This window comes from Dyadobacter sp. Leaf189, assembly GCF_001424405.1.
Lineage (GTDB): Bacteria > Bacteroidota > Bacteroidia > Cytophagales > Spirosomataceae > Dyadobacter.
On sequence record NZ_LMPS01000005.1, the window covers coordinates 435,931 to 460,831 of the forward strand.

Here is a 24,901-nt window from a genome sequence, read left to right on the forward strand (position 1 = left end):
TTTTGATTAATTCCGATGTTCAAAACTACTGGGCGCAGCTTCGCTAAATGATGACGCACGGGAGCAATTCACATGACTTTGGTCAGTTTTTGAGCAATCGTGCTGCTGCCCGGCTGCTGGTAAATGTGGTAAATGCGACGATCGTGACCAGACTGACCGGCATCAGGATTGCGGCGATCACAGGCGAAAGCTGCCCGCCTATCGCAAGCGAAAGTCCGAACACATTGTAGACCACCGAAATGCCAAAACTGGCCTTAATGATGTTCTGACCGGCTTTTGCCAGCTTGATGTAGGCGGGCAGCAGAGCAAGGCGGTTACCTTCCAGGATCAGGTCGCAGGAGGGCGAGAAGTTGTTGATGTCGTCAGAAACGGCGACACCTACATTACTCTGGCGCAATGCACCGGCGTCGTTGAGGCCGTCGCCTACCATTAATACGTTCTTTTTTTCTGTTTCCTGCAAATGCCGGATGAACTGCAGTTTCTCTTCGGGTTTTTGTTCAAATAACAAATTGGATTTATTTCCAAAAACAGGCGCGAGAAAATCCTGGTCGGTGGGTTTGTCGCCTGAAAGCAGATAGGTGTCAAAACCTTTGCTTTGCAGTTTGGAGATCGTGAGCGGCAGGTTAGCCCTGTATTTGCTTTTGACCAAAAAATAACCCGGTACCTGCCGGTCAATAGATACAAATACCTGTGATGATCCCGCGGCCGCTTCCGTTTTTTGAAGTCCAACCCATTGGGCTGAGCCCAGTCTCACTTCCTGGCCTCCCCACTGACAACTGATACCTGCGCCCGGTACTTCCTGGTACCCCATTAAGCCCCTGCGGCTCGCTTTTACGTTTGACAAAAAATCAACGATAACGCGGCTCAGCGGGTGTGAGGATTGGCTTGCAATTGTTTTAACGATCACCATTTCTTCCGGCGACAAGTCGTCTCCGACAAATGCAATCTCCACTTCGCTCGACTTGGTAATAGTGCCTGTTTTATCAAAAACCACGGTATCGATCTTTGACAAACGTTCAATGGCGTCGGAGTTTTTGGGGTAGCAGCGGTTTTTGCCAAACAATGCAACCAGGTTTCCATTGGTGAATGTGGAAGAAAAGACCAGACCGCATGGACAAGCTACCAGCAAACAGGTAGTGAATGCACGGAATGCAGTTTCGGGATTGTCATTTATAAAATACCAGAACAGAAAGGTAAGTGAGGCAATTACCAGTACGGTGGGAGAAAAGTAGCGGTTGATCCGGGCGGCCAGTGTATTGTTCTGATCCTCTTTTTCGCGGCCGAAGGTATCATTGTTCCAGAGCTGGGTAAGGTAGCTTTGAGAAACCTCGCGCAGTACTTCGAGCTCAATAGAAGGTCCGGTTTGTTTGCCGCCTGCGTAAATGGTATCGCCCTTTTTACGGCGCAAAGGTTCTGCTTCGCCTGACACGAAACTGTAATCGATCAAAGCTTCTGCGCTGAGGAGTACCGCGTCGGCGGGGATCAGTTCCTGGTTGCGCACCAGCAGCTGGTCACCCTTTTTGAGATCGGTAATAGGTGTACGCGTTTCGGTACCATTATTTAAAACTGAAACCGCAATGGGAAAGTAGGATTTGTAATCCCGGTCGAATGCAATACCCGCGTAGGTTTTATCCTGAAAAAAGCGGCCGACGAGCATGAAGAAGATCGCACCCGCAAAAGAGTCGAGGTAACCCGGCCCGGTTTCAGTGAAAATCTGGTAGAGGCTGGTCAGGAAAATGCATATCAGTGCCAATGCGATCGGCGCTTCGATGTTCATGTATTTGCCTTTCAATGCATTCCAGGCCGATTTGAAAAAGTCTGCCGCGCAATAGAACAGAACAGGCAGGCTCAGCGCCACATTCATATAGCTGAACGTTTTGCGCAGATCCTGGTCAATAGAGGAGGAGCTGAGGTGGAAATATTCGGGGAAGCTCAGCATCATGATATTGCCGAAAGCAAATCCCGCGATACCGATTTTGTACAGTTTAATGCGGTTCCATTGCCGGATCCGTTTCCCTTCCAGATCGTTGAGGCTGATGTAAGGTTCGTAGCCCACGCGTGTGATCACGGCGGCAAGCTCACTTAGTTTTATTTTGGTTGAATCAAATGTAATGCGAAGCTTCTTTTCGGGGAAATTGACTACCGAGCTACGGATCGCCGGGTTGAACCGGTAAAGCTGTTCCAGCAGCCAGATGCAGGAGCTGCAATGCATTTTGGGAATATGCCAGTTGACACAGGAAAGTTTCCCATCGGTAAATTCGAGAATTTTAGTGGTTACCTCGGGTAAATCCAGGTAATCGTATTTACCATCAAAAAAGGAATTACCGGGAGATATACCTTGTGAGCCGTCGATGGCGTAATAGTCGCAAAGATCATTTTCTTTCAGCAGATCATACACTACAGAGCAGCCTTCACAGCAGAATTCGTGCTCGTCCAGAAAGATAACTTCGCTTTTCAGATCTTCCCCGCAGTGATAGCAGGTATGTTTTTCAGCCACTTCCTGTGGTGGCTCCATTACGGATTTGCTCATGGTCTTCTTTTTTACCAGAACAAAATTGGAGCATCACGCAAAGGAAGTGGCTGACGGGCCTTATGCCAGAAAATGATTTTGGTCAGGAATTACATCGATTTCCCGTTAGGCAGCACAAACGCGCGTCCCTTGTTTTGATAACCATGAATTCCATTGCTGATAAACAAAATGACCGACACCGCGATCGCGTAATAAGCGATGGTCTGTTCATTGTCCCAGTTGGCAACCGCCACCGCGATCAACCCCCAAATCCCTACCATAGCCGATTCCCGCAGGTTGCGCGTCCAGGTAAGATAAAGGTACACGAGCCCGGCAACCGTGATCATAATAAGTGTCCAGGTCACTTCCGAGAGTCCGAAACGGTTCCATTCGATCTTGGTCAGGAAAGCGGCTACATTAGCAACCAGTGCGAGCAGAATCCAGCCGGTATACAATGCAAACGGCCACCAGAGCAATGCCACTTTTTTAAATGAAATCAGCTCCATTTCCATTCTGGTATTGATGATGATCTGGATCAGGAAAAACAGCAATGCGCACATAATCAGCACCGAAACGCCTGTATAATCATAAAGCCAGGCTATGATCCAGAGGCAGTTGGCCACACAGGTAAGTACAAAAAGCCAGCCGATATTCGCTACATCGGGATCTGGTTGTTTGTTGTTAAAAAGGCCGCGGCTCTGGTAAACAATAAACCCTGCCAGACTGATGTAAATGAGTCCCCAGATTGAAAACGCGTAGCCGGCGGGTGTAAAAAGATTCTGGTATTCGCCGGAAACGCTTGCCATTGTATTTCCATTAAAAACGCCTGTATTGGAAAGATAGTTGACAAAAATCGTGACAAGTAGCGCAATGATGTTTGTTATTTGGAGTGTCTTTTTCATAGGGTATTCACGTGTTACAAGTTGTTTTAAAAACTCCTAATAAAAAGGTGCCAAAGGACATCAAGGTTCGAAAAGCCCCAACAGCTGTTAGCTATTAGCAGTTAGCGATTAGCCCTTAGCTGACAGCCAATAGCTAACGGCCAACAGCTAACAGCTAGTAGCCAACAGCCAAAACAAAACCCCGCAAACCAACGGTTTGCGGGGAGAGGAGGGGATTGTGAACGTTGAGCGAAATTATTCCTTGATGATTTTAAAGACTTCGCCGCCTGTTGTCCTGATCAGGTAAATGCCCATTTGCAGGTTGCTTATGTCAATTTTGTTGGCGCCTGTTTTCAGATTTTGCACTTGCAGAATTCTGCCGGCAAGGTCTGTCAGCGTGAGCGTTTCATCTTCTTTTACCACTTTTTTAACCATCAGAATGACATCTTTCCTCGCGGGAACAGGGTATACCGAAGATGGATCAGGCATAGTTTCGCTGCTCAATGTGACGATCTTGCTGAAAGTGGTAGTCCCGTCAAGATCAGTCTGGCTGATGCGGTAGTAAGCTGTTCCTGTCAGTGGCAAAGCTTCATTGAACCGGTATTCATGCATGCCGTCACCGATACCTTGCACCTGGCCGATTACTTCATAACGCCTTGCGTCCACGCTTTTGTGAATGGAGTAGGATGCTACGTCGGTTTCCTGCACTTTCCAGGAAATGACCGGCTGACTTTCTACATTGAGCGACGCCCTGACGGAAATCCAATGTACGGGAAGCGCACTCGATTGTGTTTTGATAAAGAAGCCGCTGAAACCTGTTACATCGAAAGTGATCTCCCAGCGCTGGGCTGCTGCATTCCATACAATGGATTCGTCGGCGGGATCGATATTGACAGCTATGCCGTCATAACTGTCGGGTAAGCCTGTATCGTTGTTGCTGGTTCCGCTCCGTTTTTCAATCCGCAGATTGGCAATACGCTGTGCTTTCACTTCGTCACTGTCCGTGCTTAAAGGGAGGAGTATAGGAGGTGCCGGACTTTGCGTGTTGAATGCATTGAACTCTTCGTCGGTCGCATAAAGCGTGACGCGCGCAGTTGCATTGGCAGCATTTACGGCAGGTGCGATCTGATAATGCCGTTTTACATACTGGCCTGGCTGGTCGCTTTCGATCCAGATTCTGGCAGTAATGCTGCCCGAAACCGGCGCGTCACCGGTGGATTGTACCGTTGCGATGATCTGGCATTCCGAACCGTCGGCATTGAGTATCGCCGCTTCTCCGCTTGCTACGTTCTTGGTTGAAACGGCTTCATCACTAGCAAGAAGCTCCGATCCCGATGCGTTGCCCTGGTATTCATAAGCGCCTATATCAACGCTGCCACCCAGGATGCGTGCGCCTCCTGACAAGTCGGTGGTGATACCCGAAGGCAGGTAAGTTGCATTACCTGCATTAATCGCCGGACTGCAAAGCTGCAGGCGAAGTCCATCATCGGCTGTGCCAAAAATCAGGTCAGCACCTGCTGGCTGGGCCGGGTTTACAAAAAGCGGATCAGGGCTGTCATCCCCATTGTCAAGCGGCACGCCTTGTATGATGTTATTGCCGCCAGTGAATGACGTTGCGTAAAGAAAAAAGTTATTGTTAGCACTTTGTGCTGCCTGATTTCCCCACAGAATGTTATTATACAGTGTAGCTGCAGCAAGCTGCGCGTACAGCACACCACCGCTGGCACTTGCAGTATTGGAATGGAATGTATTGTTGATCAGATCAAGCTGACCCGACAACTGCAGCAGGGCGCCGCCATTTTCCGCTGTGTTGTTTTCGAAAACAGATCCCGTGATCTTCACTGCTCCGTTCGAAGAAAGGAATGCACCTCCCAGAGATCCGCCTGAATTTGCATTAAATACGCTGTTGCTGATCTCAGTCGGGGTTTGTACTGCGCCGACAGCACCAGCCAGGTTAGTAGAAATGTTGGAGGTGAAAACGGAATTGTCAATCCGAAGGCGGCCTACCGGCGATCCATTGTAAGTTGAAGTGAGAATTGCCCCGCCAGACTGCGCAGAGTTATCGGTAAAGTAACAACTCCTGATGGTTATACGTGTGTCTGTCGTTATGATAGCACCGCCGCTTACCGCGACGGAGTTGTTAGTGAAACGGCAGTTGGCGAGAAGAAGCTTGTCAAAATTCGGGTTCGAAATCGCCATAATTGCACCGCCGCTGGACTGTGGGAACGTTTCGCCATTGTAGGATGCAGATTTGTTTGGGTCATCTGCATTGCCATCCTGAAAGGAAAATCCGTCAATAACGAGACTGTCCGAAGCGGCATTCAGGCCGGCAATGGTAGCGACGTGGAAGCTATTGTCTGTTTTATCGCCCGACACGCCGATATCTCCGCTGAGAATGGTAGGGTTGGCGGCAATGTTCCGCGTACCTCCGCCGGTAGGGTATCCGCCGTAAACTTTAATACCTCCCCTGTAAAAGGTAAATGTGCTATCCCGGTTCGTGTCGCTGGTAGGGTAGTAGGTGCCTTGTGCTACGTAGATTTCAGATACACAGCTGATGTTTTTTGCCATAAAAACGGCATCGCTGAAAGACGCCAGTGCATTTGCCCAGCTGCTTCCGTCTCCCGGCGTAGTTACATTTTTATCCACATACATCACAGGTAAGCCGACAAGCACTCGGGTTGGTTTCGACGTCATGGAGCAGCCACTTCCGTCCGTAACCGTCACTGTGTAATCTCCCTGCGCCGTAGCTGTAATGGAAGATGAAGTTGCGCCGCCCGGATTCCAGTTGTACGAAGCAAATCCTGCCGGTGCAGAGAGTACGACACTACCGCCGACGCAGAAACCGGTTGCTCCTGACGTGGTAATTACAGGCTCCGGAGCAAGGACTGTTACTTCTTTTGTACTAAGGCAGCGCGCCTCATTTACCACATAAATGACGTAGGTACCAGGCGCGAGATTTGGAAACACGTTCTCGGTATAGTACTCTCCGTCATCAAGTGTGTATAGTATCTCTTCACTACCATCCTGATCGGTTGATGCAGTAATGGTACCGGTTCTCTCGGTGCAGGTGGGCTGTGTTATAGTTGCCTCAATTACAGGATAGCTTGAAACGGTCACAGTAATGGGCGAGGATGTGGCTGTACAACCTGCCGAATTGGTGACGGTCACCGTGTAATTGCCTGTTGTGCTTACCGTAGCCGAGGATGAATTGCCTCGGGTTGGGTTCCAGGTATATGCACTGTATCCTTCCGGCGCTGACAATGTAACCTCTCCGCCCGCGCAGAATGTAGTGGGGCCGCCGGCTGTGATAACAGGAATCGTGGTGCCTTCCGGCTGTGCGTTAATGGTAACGGATGCCGTAGTAAGGCAGCCGATGCTGTTTTTGATTTGCACCTGATATGTACCGGGTGCGAGGTCCTGAAAATCAGCTGTCGACTGGAATTCACCTTCACCGATTGCATAGGTGTAGCCGGTAGCAGCTGCATTGCCGGGATCAACCGTAATAGAGCCGGTCGCTTTTGAGCAGGATGGTTGCGTAACTACCAATACATCTTCGGAAGGATATTCAAAGACTGTAACACTTGTAGCTGCTGATGTAGCAGTACATCCCGATGCATTCGTGGCGGTTACCGTGTAAGTACCAGACGCGGACACAGTAATGGAAGGCGTGGTTTCTCCGTTGCTCCACGTATAGTTTTCACCAGCCGTATATTCGTAAAATGCGTTTGTGCGAACAGGGAGATACGCTTTTTCATCGACTACAAAACCAGGTGACATCAAAGTCTCCCCACTTGGAAATGCAAGTTTTTGGTTCCAGGTGTTTGCAGCCGGATCGTACATCCAGAAGTCTCCCACATTTCCCGATGGGCTTATTCCGGCACCCATATAGCCTTTGTTACCAATTGCAAAAGTTGCTGCATACTGTCGCCCTCCTCCTGCAAAGTCCGCTATTGTTTCCCAGGAATTGGTTGCCTGATCGTACTTTTGAAAATCCGCCAACACAGATCCATTCCGAAAACCCGTTCCGGCGTAAGCAGCGCCACCAATGCTGAAAGCCGCTGCGGCTTCCCTTCCACCGCCTGGAATGGAGGCTTTTTCAGTCCAGCTGTCTGTGGCAGGATCATACTCCCACAAATCATCGTCGTAACCCGATGGGGTTAAGCCAAATCCTATGTAACCTTTATTTCCAATGCTGAATCCGGTTGCTTTGTAGCGCTTTGCGCCACCAAAATCAGCTTTTTGGGTCCAGGCATTGGCGGCAGGATCATATTGGAAGAAATCTTTGGTCTGGTCACCATTATAACCGGTACCTACATAGCCGTAACCACCCACGGCAAAAGCAGCAGCTACACTGCGCGGGGATCCGGTAAAATCAGCTTTTTGCGTCCAGCTGTCGGTAGCAGGATCATATTCCCAGAAGTCACGCAGGTTGGTTCTGTCGGGCGCGACTCCTGTTCCGGTATATCCTTTGTTTCCAATAGTAAAGGAAATTGCCTGGCGCCGTTCGGCACCGCCGAAAGCAGCCTTTTGAGTCCAGTTTTCTATTACTTGGTTTGAAAGTGCCAGTATGGTGCTACCGTCAGGACAAATTTCACGCGTTGCTTCTCCGGCGATCAATGGTGTCGCGGGAGCCTCAGTTGTAGTTACCACAAAAGGTGCAGATGTAGTTACGCACCCTTCGCCGGTGGTAAGCGTAACTGTGTAAGATCCGGCCGTGGTGACGGTTAGTCTCGAATCGGTGCTACCACCAGGGTTCCATTGGTAATTGCCGCCAAAACCTTCCGGCGCCCGAAGTACCACGCTGCCCCCTTCGCAGAATGAAGCAGGTCCCTCGGCTATAATGTTCGGAATGATCGTGCGGGATCCATTGAATTCGTAGGCACCTATGTCAATGGTCGAATTGTAAATACGCGGCGCGCCACCTGCATCCGTAGTCACGGTAATACCCTCGTTTGTACCTGCATCGATAGCCTGACTGCAGCTTTGAAGCCGCAAACCGTCATCAGCTGTTCCAAAGACGCCATCATTCCCTTTCGGATTGTCTATGTTAACAAATTGCGGATTGACATCAATGCGACCTTCTCCTTCGTACCCGTTCGCGATAATACTGTTTACAACTTCAGGAGCATCAATAAAAAATACATTGCTATCCGCTAATCTCGCCGCGTTACCCCAGATGATTGAATTTTTAAGTAATTGCGCGCCAAACATTCCGCCAGCACTACCTGCAGAATTTCTTGAAATGACACAGTTGATCATAGACATACTTGCGCTGTCATCCCGCTTGTACCAGTAAATTCCTCCACCTGAACCCTGTGGTGCGCTGTTCCCGGTAACAACGCAGTTTGTCATATTTAATGTTGCGTAACTGGCGATGCCGCCTCCCACATCCTCTGTGCTCGTGTTGTTCTCTATCAGGCAGTCAAAAAGTGTAATTGTAGACGATATAGAGCCGCGGATTCCGCCCGCAGATCTTGACGCGGTGTTGCCGCTAATAACGGAGCTGTAAAGTGTAACGGATGATTGTGCTGCCGATATGGCTGTGTACGAATTATTCAAAAATTTACATCCCGTAATTGTAGATGAGGAGTTTGCGTGGCTGTCTATCGAAGTGCCATTATTGTTGGTAAAAAGGCAGCTTGTAAAAACGGGATTGGAATTGTCAATACTTACTATGGTGCCATTATTATTTTCAAAAGTCGAATTGGTGATTGTGGGAGAAGTGCCAGACATGATAAGCAAGCCGCCGCTAGTTCCAGTGTTGGAGCGGAATACACAGTTGTCAATCACCGGAGACCCGTTTGTCACAATAATCCCACTTTGTGGCGTTGAACTGCTTAGTTGTTCGAAAAGACAATTTCTGATGATTGGTGATGCATTTTCCAAAGAGAATCCCTGACCCTGAGGACTGTTCTGGTTTCTCGTCATCTTGAATCCATCGAGTACGGTTGCATTAGTGATATCCCTTCCTACGAAGGTCCCATAGTCCTGGCCAACAACTTGCGTGATGCTGGATTCGCTTTGCAGGTTTCTCTGTGAAACCTGGGTTTCGTTGCCAGTAAAGTGTCCATAGTATTTGACACCTTCTTTCAATACGAAAGGGTTATACGGGACAGTCTCGTAAGTTCCGCCCTTAACCCATATTTCATCACCGGCGTTTGCGGCGGTAATAGCAACCCGAAGTGAACCTACCGCATTTTCCCATGCAGCCGCATCTACTGAGCCGACGCCATTGGCAGTTGTATTGCCTGTTTTGCCTGCGTCAACCAGGTAAATGAGTTGCGCCTGTGCCCGACCTTGAAAAAGGATCAGGAGTAGCGCGGAAAATAGAACATTGTAGAGTTTTGTCATAAAAAGTAATTAAGAAGAGGTTAGATTTTATCAGTACCAGCCGGGCATTCGCATTCAAATCGCATTCAGCTTTCGCATTTCGTCTATACTTACAGTAGGCAGCTTGTCGCCATTCAGCAGCTTGCGCAGCACGAGCCTGGCCACTATTTCGGCCGATTCCCGGCTCACGAACCCACGGTTGCCCGGCAGCGCGGGTACATTGGGTTGGTGTACCAGCAGTTTACCGTCGGCATACACGTCATAACCGAAGGTCTGATCACCGTTTTTCAGAATCTTGTAACTGTAAATGCGTCCATCGTGATCATTGTAATTGTGGAAATTCCGGGGCAGCCCAAAGAAGAGCAGACTTACCAGTAAGAGCAGATGTGGCATCGTGAATGAGGGAGATGGAGGGTAGGGTTTACGTTATGAGGCATTTGAAACAAAAGAGAATATTAAAATTTGTTTCGCCAAAAACGCAGCGTAGACAAAGCGTAGACAGCTTTGTCAATTCCATGATTGTCAATAGAATAAATTTCTGTTTTGCTAAAAATAGTTTGACGTCAATCTATATACGTTCCGCCGATCAAATGCATTCAGCGATGCATTATCAGCTCAGTAGCTAGTCGTTTTCCTGCAGAGAGAGCTTTTTGTAGAGCCTTGTCTTCGCCCGTCGCACACTCGCGGGGTCGATATTCAGTAATGTGGCGATTTCCTTGTGCGAAAGTTTCATGTGAAAGTAGGCGTACAGGCGTACTTCTTTCACCGTGAGATTGGGGTGACTTGCTTTAAGGTTTTCGAAAAAATCGGGATGTACCTGTTCGAAATGGAGTTTGAATTTATTCCAGTCCGTGTCGAGCTGGATGTTGTTTTCAAGCAGGGAGGTAATGTCCCGTAAACCGCGCGAGGTATTGTTTTGATGCGGCTTGCTAAGCTGGTCGACTTCCAGTTTCAGGTGGTTCAGCAGCTCATTTTTTTGCACCATATATAAGGTAGAGGAAGCCAGTTCGCGCTGGTTCGTTTCCAGTCGCTCCTGCAGCAGCTCATTTCTTGACTTTTCAGATTGAATTTCCATGTTCATCTTTTCAAGTTCAAGCTGGGTTAGCTTGTTGACGTAGCCTACTTCCTTCAATTCAAATTCAAGCTGTTTGTTGTCCAGCTCTTTGGCGAGCAGGCTATTCTGGATTGCCTTTGTTCTTGCAATTAGCGCCATAGAGAATGTAAATGCTTGCGAAACAATGGCGATTTCGGCTATGAAGGCGCCTTTTTCACTATCGAAAGACACAAAAATGTGGTAAATGGGCAATGCCAGCAAACACAGCAATGGAAGGATCTGGGCCGCAAGGAAGTAACCCGAAGACGGGATTTTCCGTATATAACCCATGATACAGGTCGCCAGCGTAACCGCGAGGATTGTCAAACAGAATACATTGTCGGCCAGGAGTGTGTAGTATTCCAGTTGAAAACCGCTCAGATTAATCGCCATTGCGAGGGCGCTGAGTGCAATGTAGCTGTAAAGAGAATACCTCATTACCTTATCCGGGCCAGGCAGGGTCTGGGCGGTGTTCAGATACGAGCGGGTCAGCTGGACTAATCCATATAGTACAAACACGATCCCCAGGTGTGTAATTATCCTGTTAGTATCGTAAGTACTCACGATTTCGTGCAGCGCAAAACTGAAAACCGGCTTTGGAAATGGAACCTGAAAGTAAAATCTGTAAGCAGTAATATACATCATCCCGCCTATCTGAGTAAGAAGATAGTAGAGCACGGAGTTGTCCCGGAATGTCAGATATACATTTAGATTGATCAGGAAAAAGACAACCAGAATCGCCATTGAAGCGATCCAGACTGTCATAATCGAGCGTTCATGGTAATCGACAAGCGCTTTCTGGTGGAACTCGATCACCGGTTTGAACCTCGGATCTGCATCAGTTACTTCCGACAGGTCCATTCTGACGTAAATCGTGTTTGTGCTTTTTGCCGCCAGCTTTACAATGGGGCTGCCTGTTAGCCGCGACGCGTTTTTTGTAAATACACCGACAGTATCCGATTTCCAGGTATTGTGTTCAAGGTCAGTATGATAGATTACATTCCTGAAATAAGGCCAGACTTTTACTGCATATTCACGCTCTGCATTGTAGGGATTTTTTACGACGATTTTAAACCAGTAATTATATCCTGATGAAAGTGAATCGTTGTACCTGAAATCAATCCCCTTTCCATCCCGGATTTTCTCGATCTGGTAGCCCCGGTCACGCACGGCGAGATAGTCAATCGTGTGCGCGGCAGATTGGTCACTAAGTACTTTGACAGGTTGGGCAAAAGAAAAAGCTTGTAAAAAGCAGAGAAAAGCGAACAGTATATATTTTTCCAAATAGCGTTATTTGCAGGTTAATTGTTCTGAAAATTACAACTTATTCTGTCAAAGTTATCGAATATCAGCTCAAAAATAGACTGTTCAGCAATTCGGCAATGGCATAACTTTTTAGCAATGGCGGCTTAATCAACAAACAACAGATATCATGTCAGCAACTAAAAATTATGCATTAATCACCGGCGCAACGAGCGGGATCGGCCTTGAACTTGCGCGTTTGTTTGCAAAGGACCAGTACAAGCTTGTGCTTGTTGCGAGGGACCAGCAGGAGCTTGATGCTACAGCAGCGGAATTTGCGCAGTACAATGTGGAGATTGTCACAATAGCCAAGGATTTGTTTGAGAGAGAGCAGGCAATTGCGCTGTATGACGAGGTAAAAAGCAGAGGTTTGCAGATCGATTTTCTTGTAAATAACGCAGGGCAGGGTGTATATGGTAAGTTTCAGGACAATGAGCTCGACCGGGAGTTGAAGATCGTTGACCTGAATGTGGCCGCCACTATTATCACGACGAAGCTCTTCCTCAAAGATATGCTCGCGCGAGACTCGGGCAGGATACTCAACCTTGCCTCGATTGCGAGCAAAACGCCGGGACCGTGGCAGGCGGTGTACCACGGCACAAAAGCGTTTGTACTGTCATTCACGGAGGCGGTAAGGTACGAGATCAAAGATACCAATGTGACGATGACCGCATTGCTGCCGGGCGTAACAGATACGGACTTTTTCAACAAAGCCGATATGAACGACAGTAAAGCTGTGCAGGATCCCGACAGCATGGCCGATCCTGCGGATGTGGCGAAAGACGGATACGAGGCATTAATGGAGGGAAAAGACAAGGTAATTTCGGGCTTGAAAAACAAAGTCCAGATGGGTTTGAGCAATTTCATGAGCGACCCGATGGTAGCCCACCAGATCAGCGAGCAGCAAAAGCCGGTCGACGAAAAGTAGACTTTTCAGGTATCAAAAGGCCGGCGTAAGTGCCGGCTTTTTGCTGCACAGCATTTTGAAATTTCGCGCACGCAGGGTTTCTTTATTCTATGAAATACTTCTCAACCATCGCATTGCTTTTTCTGTCCAATGCATTCATGACGCTGGCCTGGTACGGTCACCTCAAATTCTTCAACAAAGAAGGCGCGCACAGTTCAACTCCGCTCTACATGATCATTCTGCTGAGCTGGGGACTGGCTTTTTTCGAGTATTGTTTTCAGGTACCAGCCAATCGCATCGGCTCTTCCGAGACAGGCGGACCGTTTTCCCTTGTGCAGCTGAAAATCATCCAGGAAGTGATCACGCTGATCGTTTTTATGATTTTTTCAACCCTGTTCTTTAAGAATACCCAGTTCACAACCAACCACCTGATCGGTTTCGCCCTGCTTGTTGCGGCTGTTTATTTTATTTTTAAGGGCTGATAATGAACGGTGTACAAGCCTGCTGTGAGGTTCGCGACAGGTTAAGTGACCAAAAAATCAGGGTAAAGGCGGAGGAAGTTGTCGGTATGTCACATACATCGCAAAACTGCTTTCTGCCGGGCCCGCCATGAATAACAGCGCGAGTGTATGTATCTGAAATTTCACTTTCAAATACATTACATTGAGCAACTTACAGCATTTATCACCCTGGGAGCACATTGGTCTCAGGCTGGCCCTTATTTTCTGCCGCGCGTTATCAGGCATTCTCTTTTTCATTTTTAGCAAGATCTGGCACTATCGCAGGGAAGTGGTTTTCGACAATCTCACTGCCAGCTTTCCTGAACTTGACGCGGACCAGATCAAACAAACAGCACGCAGCTATTTCAAACACCTCGCAGACCTGATCGTAGAGCCGTTTTTGATCCGTAACCTTACAAAAGGCCAGTTGCGCGCATTGACTGAATTTGAAAATCTCAGGTTGATCAAAAAGCTTCTTGACGAACAGAAATCCATTGTACTCGTCGCCTCGCATGTTGGCAATTGGGAGTACCTGCACTTATTGCCTGCATTTACGGGTTGTGAAGTTTTCGCGGCGTACTCCCCGGTAGCAAACAAGTTTGTCAATAAAGCATTGATGCAAATGCGCGGCAGGTTTGGCGTGCAGCTGATCGCGAAACGCGACTGGTACCGCTTCGTTATGCGACGCCGGGACAAACAGCCCGCCATTTTCGTTACCATCGCCGACCAGCGCCCCGAAACACCGAGTGGGCATAATATGCATTTCATGAATCAAAAAACGTATTTCCAACCTGGTGCAGCGCGCCTGGCCGCGAACCTGAACTGTGCATTGGTGTACCTGGACGTGGTTCAGCAAGCCCGTCATGCATATTCCTTCCGTTTCGATCTGATCACTTCCGATGCCGGGAGGCAGGATGAAAGCTACCTGATGCAGTGTTATGCAAGAGGACTGGAGACAACAATACAGCGCAAGCCTGAACTCTGGCTTTGGTCTCACAAACGCTGGCAGTTTCGTCTGCGGCAACAAACAACTAAGCCCAGTCGCGAGCAAGTCTTTGTTTGAGGCGCGTTTATAGTTGAACGGTTTGTTCGCATTCATTTTTTATTTAAAATGCAGAAAAAGCCTGTTATGCCAATCAACGAAAAACTGAACGACAGGGTCAGGGAAGCACTTGCCGAGCTGCCGCATGTGGAAGAGAAGTATATGTTCGGCGGCGTTTGTTATATGGTAAATGACAAAATGTGCGTGGGCGTGGTCGGCGATCAGCTGATGTGCCGCGTAGGAGAGGAGAACCTGGAAGCAGTGCAGGAAAGACCCGGCTGCGAGCAAATGCAGATGAATGGCCGGCCTATGAAAGCGTATGTGCTTGTTTCAGAGCAAGGTATGCTGACCAACAGTGATTTCCATTTTTGGATAGATACTTGTCTTGCCTTTAACCCGCACGCCAAAGCCGCCGCCAAAAGAAAAGCGAAGTAATCGTTTTCAGGTCAGCGCGTCGATCAGCTCTCTCACTTTGCGGTAATAGGGTTCAGCGATTTTGCTTGGACGGATATCCCAGCCTCTGTCGTAGTTCACAATGCAGGCTGCAATGAAGCTGTTGGTATTCTCGCGGATAATCGGGTCGAGTATGGAAAGCTTGGAAACTTTATCCTTGTCGATCGCCGACTTGGAAGCTTCTTTCAAAATAAGCGCGGAAAACTCGTACCTGTCGACGATCCCGTTTACCCAGAATGCACCAGGTGAAGCAGGCTCCGGCGACTTTCCGGTTATCTGTGCATTGATCTCCTTTTCCGCCGGGAGCGTCAGATCTGTTTTCTGTTTTCTGAGGTAATCGTCGATCGCCCTGGTGACGTGATCAAGCGGATCGGAGCCGTCAAACTCGCTCAGGTCTCGCAGTTTTTTAATCTGTTCCTCATTGAGACGTATGTTTTTCCGAAGCATTTTCCGCATAATCTGACTTTTTCATGACTGATATCAAAAATACGCACCTTGCCAGCCGATATTTCAGCCGAATGAGAATTTAGCCCCGCAATTCGAAAATTTGGATTTATTCTTAGTATAGATTGACGCAGCCCGAAGCAGAAAACAATAGTGACTTTCTGATACGATTTGGCCAAAAAATCCGTTATTTACGGCGAAAGGCTTGCTGTTCAGAAAAGATTTTACTTCTCTATCCATTTGGTCATTCGTCGATCAAACCGACCAGTCAACCCAACTCCTATGCAGGCCAAAGAAAGAATTAAATTCACTCCAGCAGCAAAAAGCCAGTTTTTCCCTACTCTGAAAACCAGAATAGAGAGCTACTTCACAGAAAACAAAATATCCCGTCATGCTAACAGTACAATGGTCATAAAGACGATCGTTCTGCTGGGTATTTACATTCTTCCATTTTGTGCGCTTTTACTTTTTACGCCGCCATTCTGGGTGGCGCTTCTGCTGTGGTTTCTGATGGGATTAGGGATCTCGGGCATTGGGATGAGCATTATGCACGATGCAAATCACGGCGCATATTCTACAAAAGCCTGGGTGAATAAATGGCTGGGTTACACCATTTACCTGGCGGGTGCCGGCGTAACCAACTGGAAATTGCAGCATAATGTATTACATCATACTTACACCAACATTGCAACCCTGGACGAAGATATCCGCGACCGCGGCGTTGTCAAGCTGTCGCCGCATTCCAGTGTGCAGCATCTGCACCGTTTTCAGTGGCTTTACGCGTTCCTGTTCTACGGAATTTTGACGTTGTACTGGGTTACTGCCAAAGATTTTATACAGTATCATGAATTCAAAAAATCCGGCGTTAACAAGCAGACCAGGCGTGAAAACAATGAGCTGCTGGCGGGACTGATCATCATGAAAGTGATCTATTTCTCCATCCTTTTTGTACTTCCTGTTGCTGTTGCAGGTATCCCGTTTTGGCAGGTATTTGCAGGCTTCTGCGTGATGCACATTACATCCGGACTGGTATTAACGATCGTTTTTCAGCTTGCACATTCAGTAGAAGGTACCAGCTATCCGGTCGCCAACGGACAAGGCAATCTGGATAAAGACTGGGCGATTCACCAGTTGGAAACGACAGTTAATTTTGCACCTAAAAACCGCCTTCTTACCTGGTTTCTGGGGGGATTGAACTTCCAGATTGAGCATCACCTTTTTCCAAAAATCTGCCACGTCCATTATCCCCAGATCGCCGTGATCGTAAAGGAAACAGCGCACGAGTTCGGAGTGCCTTATATGGAAAACAAGTCTTTTACTTCTGCATTGAGGTCTCACATTTCCAGTCTCCGCCGCTTTGGCATGCCTTCGATTAATGACGCAATCGGTTGATTTTAGCGTGTCACTTACCTGAAAGCTTCCGCGCCTGGGCTTCTATGATAAGCTGTAAATCGGCGCTTTCTTCTGTTACGTGCGCGTAGGTACCTTGTCCGAGTTCACTAAGCTTTCGCAGCTTCTGGCCTGTGTGGGCATTGCGTCCAAATGTGAGTACAGTCAGGTACAAATCTTGCTTTGCATGTTGACCGATCATTGACATTACCTCGTCGCTCACCGGGAATTCACCGTCCGTTGCCAGCACAATGCGGTTATTTCCTCCCCGGATATAGCTTTTGTTTGCTGTCTTGTAAGCCAATCGCAGTCCCTCATTTCCGTCAGTATCTCCATCTGATTGCAGCAGATCGATCATCCGTGCTATCTCATTCGCCTTTGCTCCCGAAGTAGGTTTAAGAACAACGCGCGCTTTTCCCGAATACAATACAATGGAAAGCTGATCTTCCGGTCGCAGCAATGTGAGGAGCGATTTAATGGAACGTTTCAAAAGCGGCATTTTCAATGGCGAATTCATGGAAGAGGAAACATCGAGGAGCAGGATCATGTTGTTCGGTGCAAATCCGTCCAGTGTGCGCGCGACATTTTGCTGACCTGCATTCCTGTCAACATACACGGTATCCACCCGCACCCGCTCCACGTACACAGTATCCCGTCCCGGTGTTTTGATCCCGCTGCTTCCAGTAGATGCCGCCTGCTGCGTGGTAGCAGTATGCTCTGGCTCACGTGCTTGCTGCGTTTCAGCTGGAAGCGTTTCTGCTTTTTTCGCTACACTGCCGCGATCGGCAGCTACTCTTCTGAATGCAAAAAGATCAGGCTGATTGATCGCTTTCAGCAAACCGGAATTGGCCAGCTCGACAAACTGATTATACAAATACACCAACTCTCCATTATAGAAATAGTAAAATGATTCATAAGGATGGTTGCTTGTGCCCGGTGCAACAGGTTTGATTTTAGCCGCCTTTTCGACGAAACGCAGTGAGTTGCCGGCGAGGTCTTCGTAGGGTGTGTACGGACAAAGGCCGTTGTTGCGCCCATACCTTTGCAACCCTTTCATATTCTTGTACTCGTCTTCAATCAGCTGTTTGGCACCTGATTCCAGGCTTGAAGTAGAAGGTACCGACGTTTGATCTCCCTGATAAAAGGCGCGGATGCCGAAGAGCAGTGCTTTATCATCATCGAGCGTTTTCAGGAGCGCATTGCCTGAGGTATTCCAGGAAGTTGCCGCGGCTGCATTGGGGTAGCTTTCATGTATTTTGCGCACATCGTTGTACAGCTGTTCCTTTTTAGTATCGAAGATTTCAAATAGCACTGTGTAGCGATCCAGGATTTCGTCGGAGCGCCGGAGCTGGTCTTTTAGGTACTTCTTTTCACTTGTATAGCCGGTGAGCTCGATACTCAGCGCATCCATTTCTTTCATGACGTTTATCAGCACATCTGCCTGGGCGTAAACGGGTGTCCGGTATGCGGGCGGGAGTGTGGTAGCTGCATTTACCAGGAGCTGATAAGCAGAAAGCGGCAGCTTGAAATCCTCGTGAGAGTAGGTGAGGTCGGCGCGCTTGACCACCTTCACGGGGGCGCGGTAATATTCAGCTGTGGACTGATAATTGCGCACAAGCAGCTGCATCAAGTGCATTTGCCGGAGCAGTTCATTGATGAGCTCTACGAATCCATTTAATGTCCTGATCGTTGCCGGCGGGGCTGGTGTACTTGTCTTTTTGACTGTCAGACCAGGCACAGTAATATCTTCGAAAGGTTTTGTGGCTGAACTTTGCTGTTGCTCCTGTTGTGGCTGTTCGGCCACTGCAACGCTGTACGAAGGATAATAAAGCAGCCCTTTTTGCTGGCGGCTGTAATCGACAAAAGCCTTTTGCGTCACCAGCATATCCTGGTTAAACCGCTTCCAGAGTGATAGGTAAACGGCATTTCCGTGCTCGGCAGATTGTTTTGAAGCATGGTTATAGCTGTCTATCGCATCCCGTTTGATCTGCTGCATGGCGATGAGCGATTCTTTTAAATTCCCAACCATATCCGAAGCAGGATAAGCGAGGCCCGCCTGCGACTTGCCGAATGCATTCAGCAGCCTTTGATCCGCGAGCATACTCCGCTGGACAGTTTCAACCGGCCACGGCGCGCGCGTTGATTTGTCGGCGTAAAAAGGCAGTGAATCGAGCAGTGTCTGCTGAGTGGCGATCGCCAGCTCCATTTCGCGCTCCGTGCTCAGGTATGGATCCGCGGCGTGGTAGGGCTGGTAACGCTGGTACACCTTGCGGAGTTGACGGTAAAATCCGGTTCGCTGCCGCTGGAAAGACCTGAAAAGCGCGTGCATTTTCGCGACGATTTCAGCCGATTGTTTGAAGTTATCATCCTTGTATGCATCCAGCCGCACGTATGTTTCGAGCGATTTGGCGGTTTCATCCAGTTCATTCACCAGCTGCCACAGTGAGTCGGCGGCTGCATTCAGCAATTGCCTCTCAGCCGGCGTGAGACTCCGTGGTTCTTTCGCCTTCTTATAATAGTATGTTTCCAGCGGGCCAGAAGAAGGCAGCCTCAGGGACATTCCGGGCCGCTTCTTGTAGCTGTCAATTTCCTCGTGGTAGCGGTTCAGCATTTCGAATCGACTGGAAACCACGTCCGCGGACTGGCTCATCAACTCAATGTAAGCATTAAGCGACCGGGGAGCTTCCTGGCAGAAGGCGCGGAATGTCGAGAGATAGAAAAAGATCGCCAATTTTAATAGGTGTTTCATAACGTGATCAGCTGTTGCCTGACTCTCAGGTTCATTTTTGAAAGTGTGTGTTGGTTTGGGGATACTTACCGGTAAATAATTGAGAAAAGATTCTGGCTGGATGAGGTATTCGCCAAGTATTTCGGGGCGGTCTGTTCCTTGTCAAATGTATAAACCATAAACTGTGAATCTCATGTCCAGAATTGTATTTGCCCTTTTGTTGCTGATTTCCTGTTCCGTTGTGTCCGCCCAAAGCTTGAATACCTTATCGGCCGCCGAAAAGAAGGAGGGCTGGAAGCTGCTTTTTGACGGAAAAGATTTGAAAGGCTGGCACGCCTACAATGGAAAGACGCCCGGGTCGGCCTGGGTAATCGACGGCGGTGCGATCAAGCTGAATGTACCCGAACGTGCCGGCAACAAAGCTAAAAATGGCGGAGATATTGTTACCGATGAGCAGATTACCGGTGATTTTGAGTTTAAAGCAGAATGGAAAGTGAGCAAGTTTGCAAATAGCGGCATTTTCTTCTTTGTCGAGGAAACGCCGAAGAACAAGAACATGCACGATACCGGATTGGAGTTGCAGGTGATCGACGACAAGATCTATGATGGCGCGAAGGAAAACACGCACCGCGCCAGCGACTTCTTTGGTATCGCCAATGCGCGACTTCGCGAGGGCAAACCGCAGGGTGAATGGAATCAGATCCATTTTATTGTCAGAAATGGAAAACTGACGGTATATCAAAATGAGTTTATGGTGCAGGAACACGATCTGGGTAGCGCGGACTGGAAGCAGCGGGTTGCTGGAAGTGGACTGAAAGCGGCGCCGATTTCAAAAGGTATTTACAAAGGAAGGTTTGGTTTGCAAGACTGGGGCAGTACTGTTTGGTACAGAAATATCAAGCTGAGGAAATTATAGTAAATACTATTTGCTATTGTACATTCTTAATGTAAGTGAGCAAAGAAGTCCATTCGCATTATCATTTAAAAAAAATCAGAAAATAATGAACGTTCAGGCAGCGGGAAATTAGGAATAGGTGTCATAGGTTATGAATGGCACTTATATCTACTTCCTCTTTGATGAAAAACTACTTTTGGAATAGTCTCTCTTCGGATAGCAGAGAGATTAATCACAAGCTGGTTTTTATTGTTTTTGTTTTTGTTTTTTTAACCACATTTCCAAAATATGTTGAGTTATTAAGCGACCCTAATCTTGCAAAAACCTATTCTTATTATTTCAAAAAAATTGCGGATCCTTTACAACCTACCAATGAGCTTTCAACGGATACACATGGTTCAAAAGTAGTATTCAGATTAACGGTTCCATTAATAGGAAAATCGCTAGGATTGGATGTAGAGAAGTCGGGAAGTAATATGATGTGGTTGTATATTATCCAGTCGGCTTTATTGTACCCTTTTATCTATATTCTTGTACACGTCTGTCTAAGGTTTGCTGACCAAATCAGCTCCTGGACGTTTGTTTGGGCATGTGCGTGCACTTATCTGTGTAAGGCATTTTTCTGGGATTACGACTTCTGGTTTGATGGATATGCTTACTTTTTCATTTTATCAGCCATTTATTTCCGAAATCCGCTGCTGATTTTTATGGCGCTTCAATTAGCATTCTGGACTGATGAAAGAGCAGTAATTGCATTGCCTGGAATAGTGTTGTTCCATTTATTACAGCTCAATAATTTTAATATTCCCGGACCGAAAATGGAATTATTAAAGCAACTATTTAAGCCACAGATTTATGTTTGTGTTCTGGCAATTATCGCCTATGGATTAGCGCGTATGTTGCTTACCGTTCAGTTTGATTTGCACACGCCATTGGGAAAAAACGAAGGTGTAAGTCCCGCACTGATTCCCTTTCAGATTGAAAACAGGTTTTTAGGTGTGTTCCTTTCATTTGAGGGATTGTGGATCTTGTTTTTCTGTGCATTGTACATTATTTCCCGTCGGAACAATGCGATTTTTTTGACTAGCCTGGGTATCATCATCGTACAAATCATTGTGGCTTACAGCGTATATGATATCACCCGTAGTTTGATTTATGCATTCCCGATGATGCTGGTTTCATTTGCAATCTATTTCAAAAATAAAGGCGTGCTCCAAGGTGATTATCTGCCTGTTGCCTGTATACTTTGCGTGTTTATACCCACACACTACCTCATTTTCATGCCCCAACAAATTCCGATGACCGTATTTTCCATCCCGCATTTATTGGAAAGTTTGCAGCGGGCAGTCTGGTTTAATTGAGTTAGCCGACGCGTTATGCATGTACTTGCTTGTTTTTTGTATTTAATCAAAAAATTTTAAGAAAATATTGAAATGTCAGGCAGCGGTAACTTGCTAACTTGTGTCTGGTTAGTTGTGTTGTCATGACATTCCACAGGTAAGAAATCAATGGACGCTTTGAGCCGGAAATGTATGATCTCCCGTTTTAAAAATTGTGTTTTGCCAAAATCCTCCTTTATCAGCCTCTTTGTTGTAAGCATGATCGGGGTTTGCCTGCTGGGGTGTAACACGGTGATCGAGCCGCCCGATCCCGTAGAACTGCCCGAGGTACCCGAAAGAGTAGCGAATATATTTAAACAAAAGTATCCTGATGCGACCGAAACCACGATGCGCGTAGTCGAAAAGGGAAACTTCTGGGAAGCAGATTTTAAGCTGGGAAGCGACCGGTACTATGCAGGGCTGGATTCCGTGGAGGTATTAAGAGGGTTGCGGCTTGTAAATTCGGAAGTGCCGGATTCAATACGTAGCTTATTGACAAACACCTCGCTAGCAAAGGTAGAGCTAACCGGCTACCGGGAGCAAGTTGAATCATTTATTGATACAGAGAAACAATTTGTTGCCCGGTATACCTATCAGAACAAGGAATACGAAATGATGTGGACTCCCGGATTACGCTCCTACGTTTTAAACTGCGTGCCCCATTACAAGTTTTTTGGACGTATGTATCCCAATTACATTCCGGAAAACATACAAGCTTTTATAGCAGCAGAAAACCTGAGGAGCATCGGCGGCGCCATGTTCATCAACGATAAAAATGAAAGAACGTACCGCATGAATGCGCAGCACGCAGGTAATAATGTTTACGACTTCATTTTTGATTCAAAAGGTACATTGCTTTGGACCAGTTTCAACCGGAAAGAAATTACGAATACACTAAACCTGCCTGCTCATATTCAGGCATATCTGCAGCAAATGGAAGCTGAATACGGATACAAGCTTGGCTCAGGATATGAAATATACTACACTGGCGGGTACAGCTTGTTCCTGCAAAAAGGTGTTCAGGAAAGTTTGGAAGTGAAATTGGACAAGGATGGGCGGGAGGTGGACCGTGTCCAGATGATTTATGTAAACTGGTAAGCGCACACCCGGTATTCCGAACCTTTATAAAAGTTTGAATTGATTGCATGAAGTTTTTTAAAAGCAGAAAATACAGCTCGCTGGAAGAACTGGTCAAAGCCTGTCAAAGGCAGGACGCCAGTGCGCAGACTGCTTTTTATGAACTTTATAAATCCAAGCTGCTGGGTGTTTGCGCCCGTTATGCCAAAACCGGCGCCGAAGCAGAAGACATTTTTCAGGAAGCTTTGATCAAGGTTTTTAAGAACCTTAATGACCTGAAAGATATCAATATGGTCGGCAGCTGGGTGAAATCCATCGTGATCCGCACTGCGATCAACTACTATCACCGCACTACCAAAATGGAGCAGATGCATTCGGCAGTCGACGAAATGCACCATGAAATCAAATCAGAAGATTATACCCGCATTATCCAGCAGCTCGACATGGTTGTTTTGCTGGAAGTGATCAACAGTCTGCCGGACGGTTACCGCATTGTTGTCAACCTGTTCCTGATCGACGGGTTCACGCACAAGGAAATTAGCGAAATGTTAAAAATTACAGAAAGTACCTCGCGCTCCCAGTTTTTCAAGGGAAGGAATTTGTTAATCAAAAAACTGGAAAAAAAAGGAATAACGCACTATGAAATCTCCTGACGATCATATAGATGACGAATTGCGCAATGCGTTGCGCAACCGGTTCGATGATTTCGAACTGCAGCCCGGCACTGAGCTGAAAAAAAACATTTTCGCTCAACTGCGCACCTGGCAGCACGAACAGGCGTTTCAGCGTACGTTGATCGCGAGCCTGCTTTTTGCCATTCTTTTTACAGGCACATTGTTTTACAGTTCCAAGCAGGGAATAGGTGGGAGAGCAGTTGCTGCGAAAGCGACAGCAGTAAAAGAAAAAGCGGCTGCAACAGGAAAGGCGGTGCGCACTTTGGCCAAAGTAGAAGTACCTAATGCTAGTAAAGTCAATGCAGGTACCGAGCCGCTGGCAGCAGTGAAGAAGGAAACTGTACAGGCTTCTTTGCGGATTATACGCGAAAAACTAACGGTTTCGAATGAAGATAAGGAACAGAATGTTGAGGGTGCTGAAAGCAAGCTTGTCGAACCGGCTACCGCTTCAAATACTTTCAATGACGTATCTCAGATAACTGATAACCAATTTGTTGCTAAAAGTGATGACAATGAAAACCTGGGTGAAAGGCTTCAAATAACGGATATCTCATACCTGAACAGCCTCCCTGCGCATTGGAACAGTCCGGCACTCGCGATTACTGATTCCGTTGCCTACTTTGAAGCTGCTTCCGGGAAAAGACCGAAAACGGGTACTGAGTGGACATTACTGGCTGGCGTGACGCCGGTTCAGTCTTTTCAGATCTTAAACATTTTACCAAATCAAGGCCAACTCTATCGCAATTTTCAATTTCCCCGTTCGGCTTCTTTCGAGTCGCTGGGTTATAAGTTGAATGCAGGTGTGGAGAAAAACGGGTTGCAATTTTTGGTCAGCTACGGGCATTACCGGCAGTCGGTGAGCTACGAAGTGGCCGGGAATGAATTTGAGATTGTTCCAAATGGCAGCAATGCAGAAGCCAGGCGAAAGTATGCGACAGTTAGCTCCGGGCGTACATTGAATCTGGTTGGTCTGGGAATTCGCAAACAGCTGGTGCCCCGCGCGCCGGCATTGCGTGCATTTTACGCGGTTGCGGGAGCCGAATTCACCAGGGAATTTACCGAAGGCAAGAACATTGTCTGGGCCAATGCAGGTATTGGTCGCCAGGTGCGGGTAGGGCGGAACACGGCCTTACATATCGGCCCCTATTTTGAGTACGGCTTCACCAAACTGCTGAATGCCGAAGGTTCCTTCCAGGTGAAACCTTACCAGGTCGGACTTTCCATTGTTTTACGTAATAAACTGGTGAGATAGGGCATTTTTACTACTAAATGAAATTATTATTGCAGTAGGCTGACGG

At 47.5% G+C, this 24,901-nt stretch carries 17 protein-coding genes; 10 read left to right on the plus strand and 7 right to left on the minus strand.

Annotated elements, in window-relative coordinates; translation table 11 throughout:
- Window positions 1-82: 82 nt before the first annotated feature.
- The 5 genes from ASG33_RS16210 to ASG33_RS16230 all read right to left on the minus strand — a co-directional run bounded on the left by ASG33_RS16210 (window position 83) and on the right by ASG33_RS16230 (window position 12,097).
- Entirely contained in the window at window positions 83-2,530 is a 2,448-nt protein-coding gene (locus ASG33_RS16210) for a heavy metal translocating P-type ATPase metal-binding domain-containing protein (RefSeq protein ID WP_056287440.1), read from the minus strand.
- Between the two features lie 89 nt (window positions 2,531-2,619).
- Complete coding sequence (locus ASG33_RS16215) at window positions 2,620-3,411, minus strand: tryptophan-rich sensory protein (protein WP_056287441.1); 792 nt, start codon at window positions 3,409-3,411, stop codon at window positions 2,620-2,622.
- A gap of 234 nt (window positions 3,412-3,645) precedes the next feature.
- Window positions 3,646-9,741 carry a right-handed parallel beta-helix repeat-containing protein gene (locus ASG33_RS16220; protein WP_056287443.1) on the minus strand — a complete coding sequence of 2,032 codons (6,096 nt, stop codon included), beginning with the start codon at window positions 9,739-9,741 and terminating at the stop codon, window positions 3,646-3,648.
- 54 nt (window positions 9,742-9,795) lie between these two features.
- A complete protein-coding gene (locus ASG33_RS16225; RefSeq protein WP_056287445.1) occupies window positions 9,796-10,113 on the minus strand; it encodes a DUF4907 domain-containing protein in 318 nt (105 codons plus the stop codon).
- A gap of 229 nt (window positions 10,114-10,342) precedes the next feature.
- A complete protein-coding gene (locus ASG33_RS16230) occupies window positions 10,343-12,097 on the minus strand; it encodes a 7TM-DISM domain-containing protein (protein WP_056287447.1) in 1,755 nt (584 codons plus the stop codon).
- Between the two features lie 148 nt (window positions 12,098-12,245).
- On the opposite strand from ASG33_RS16230, the gene ASG33_RS16235 reads away from it, so the two are divergent.
- From ASG33_RS16235 to ASG33_RS16250, 4 genes are all read left to right on the plus strand, one after another.
- Window positions 12,246-13,043 (plus strand): SDR family oxidoreductase, encoded by a 798-nt coding sequence (locus tag ASG33_RS16235; protein WP_056287451.1) that lies wholly within the window; start codon window positions 12,246-12,248, stop codon window positions 13,041-13,043.
- A gap of 89 nt (window positions 13,044-13,132) precedes the next feature.
- The gene (locus ASG33_RS16240) at window positions 13,133-13,504 is read left to right on the plus strand and encodes a DMT family protein (protein ID WP_056287453.1); all 372 of its coding nucleotides are present in this window, start codon (window positions 13,133-13,135) and stop codon (window positions 13,502-13,504) included.
- 181 nt (window positions 13,505-13,685) lie between these two features.
- Entirely contained in the window at window positions 13,686-14,585 is a 900-nt protein-coding gene (locus ASG33_RS16245) for a lysophospholipid acyltransferase family protein (protein ID WP_229238679.1), read from the plus strand.
- Between the two features lie 66 nt (window positions 14,586-14,651).
- Window positions 14,652-14,999, plus strand: a complete 348-nt coding sequence (locus tag ASG33_RS16250) for a TfoX/Sxy family protein (RefSeq protein ID WP_056288565.1) — start codon at window positions 14,652-14,654, stop codon at window positions 14,997-14,999.
- 6 nt (window positions 15,000-15,005) lie between these two features.
- Here the strand turns inward: ASG33_RS16250 and ASG33_RS16255 are convergent, their stop codons facing one another.
- The gene (locus ASG33_RS16255) at window positions 15,006-15,473 is read right to left on the minus strand and encodes a hypothetical protein (RefSeq protein WP_056287456.1); all 468 of its coding nucleotides are present in this window, start codon (window positions 15,471-15,473) and stop codon (window positions 15,006-15,008) included.
- 270 nt (window positions 15,474-15,743) lie between these two features.
- Here ASG33_RS16255 and ASG33_RS16260 point away from each other — a divergent pair, with 270 nt between their 5' ends.
- Window positions 15,744-16,853: an acyl-CoA desaturase gene (locus ASG33_RS16260; RefSeq protein ID WP_056287458.1), complete on the plus strand. Its 1,110-nt coding sequence runs from the start codon at window positions 15,744-15,746 to the stop codon at window positions 16,851-16,853.
- A gap of 10 nt (window positions 16,854-16,863) precedes the next feature.
- Here ASG33_RS16260 and ASG33_RS16265 read toward each other — a convergent pair whose 3' ends face one another.
- Complete coding sequence (locus ASG33_RS16265; protein WP_056287461.1) at window positions 16,864-19,599, minus strand: VWA domain-containing protein; 2,736 nt, start codon at window positions 19,597-19,599, stop codon at window positions 16,864-16,866.
- 172 nt (window positions 19,600-19,771) lie between these two features.
- On the opposite strand from ASG33_RS16265, the gene ASG33_RS16270 reads away from it, so the two are divergent.
- The 5 genes from ASG33_RS16270 (at window position 19,772) to ASG33_RS16290 (ending at window position 24,855) form a co-directional block, all read left to right on the plus strand.
- A complete protein-coding gene (locus tag ASG33_RS16270) occupies window positions 19,772-20,494 on the plus strand; it encodes a DUF1080 domain-containing protein (RefSeq protein WP_056287463.1) in 723 nt (240 codons plus the stop codon).
- 686 nt (window positions 20,495-21,180) lie between these two features.
- Window positions 21,181-21,834 (plus strand): hypothetical protein, encoded by a 654-nt coding sequence (locus ASG33_RS25820; RefSeq protein ID WP_157474816.1) that lies wholly within the window; start codon window positions 21,181-21,183, stop codon window positions 21,832-21,834.
- 198 nt (window positions 21,835-22,032) lie between these two features.
- Window positions 22,033-22,950: a hypothetical protein gene (locus ASG33_RS16280; protein WP_157474817.1), complete on the plus strand. Its 918-nt coding sequence runs from the start codon at window positions 22,033-22,035 to the stop codon at window positions 22,948-22,950.
- Between the two features lie 47 nt (window positions 22,951-22,997).
- Window positions 22,998-23,582 (plus strand): RNA polymerase sigma factor, encoded by a 585-nt coding sequence (locus ASG33_RS16285; protein WP_056287470.1) that lies wholly within the window; start codon window positions 22,998-23,000, stop codon window positions 23,580-23,582.
- Window positions 23,569-24,855: a hypothetical protein gene (locus tag ASG33_RS16290; RefSeq protein ID WP_056287473.1), complete on the plus strand. Its 1,287-nt coding sequence runs from the start codon at window positions 23,569-23,571 to the stop codon at window positions 24,853-24,855. Before ASG33_RS16285 ends, ASG33_RS16290 begins: the two co-directional genes overlap by 14 nt.
- Window positions 24,856-24,901: the final 46 nt, after the last annotated feature.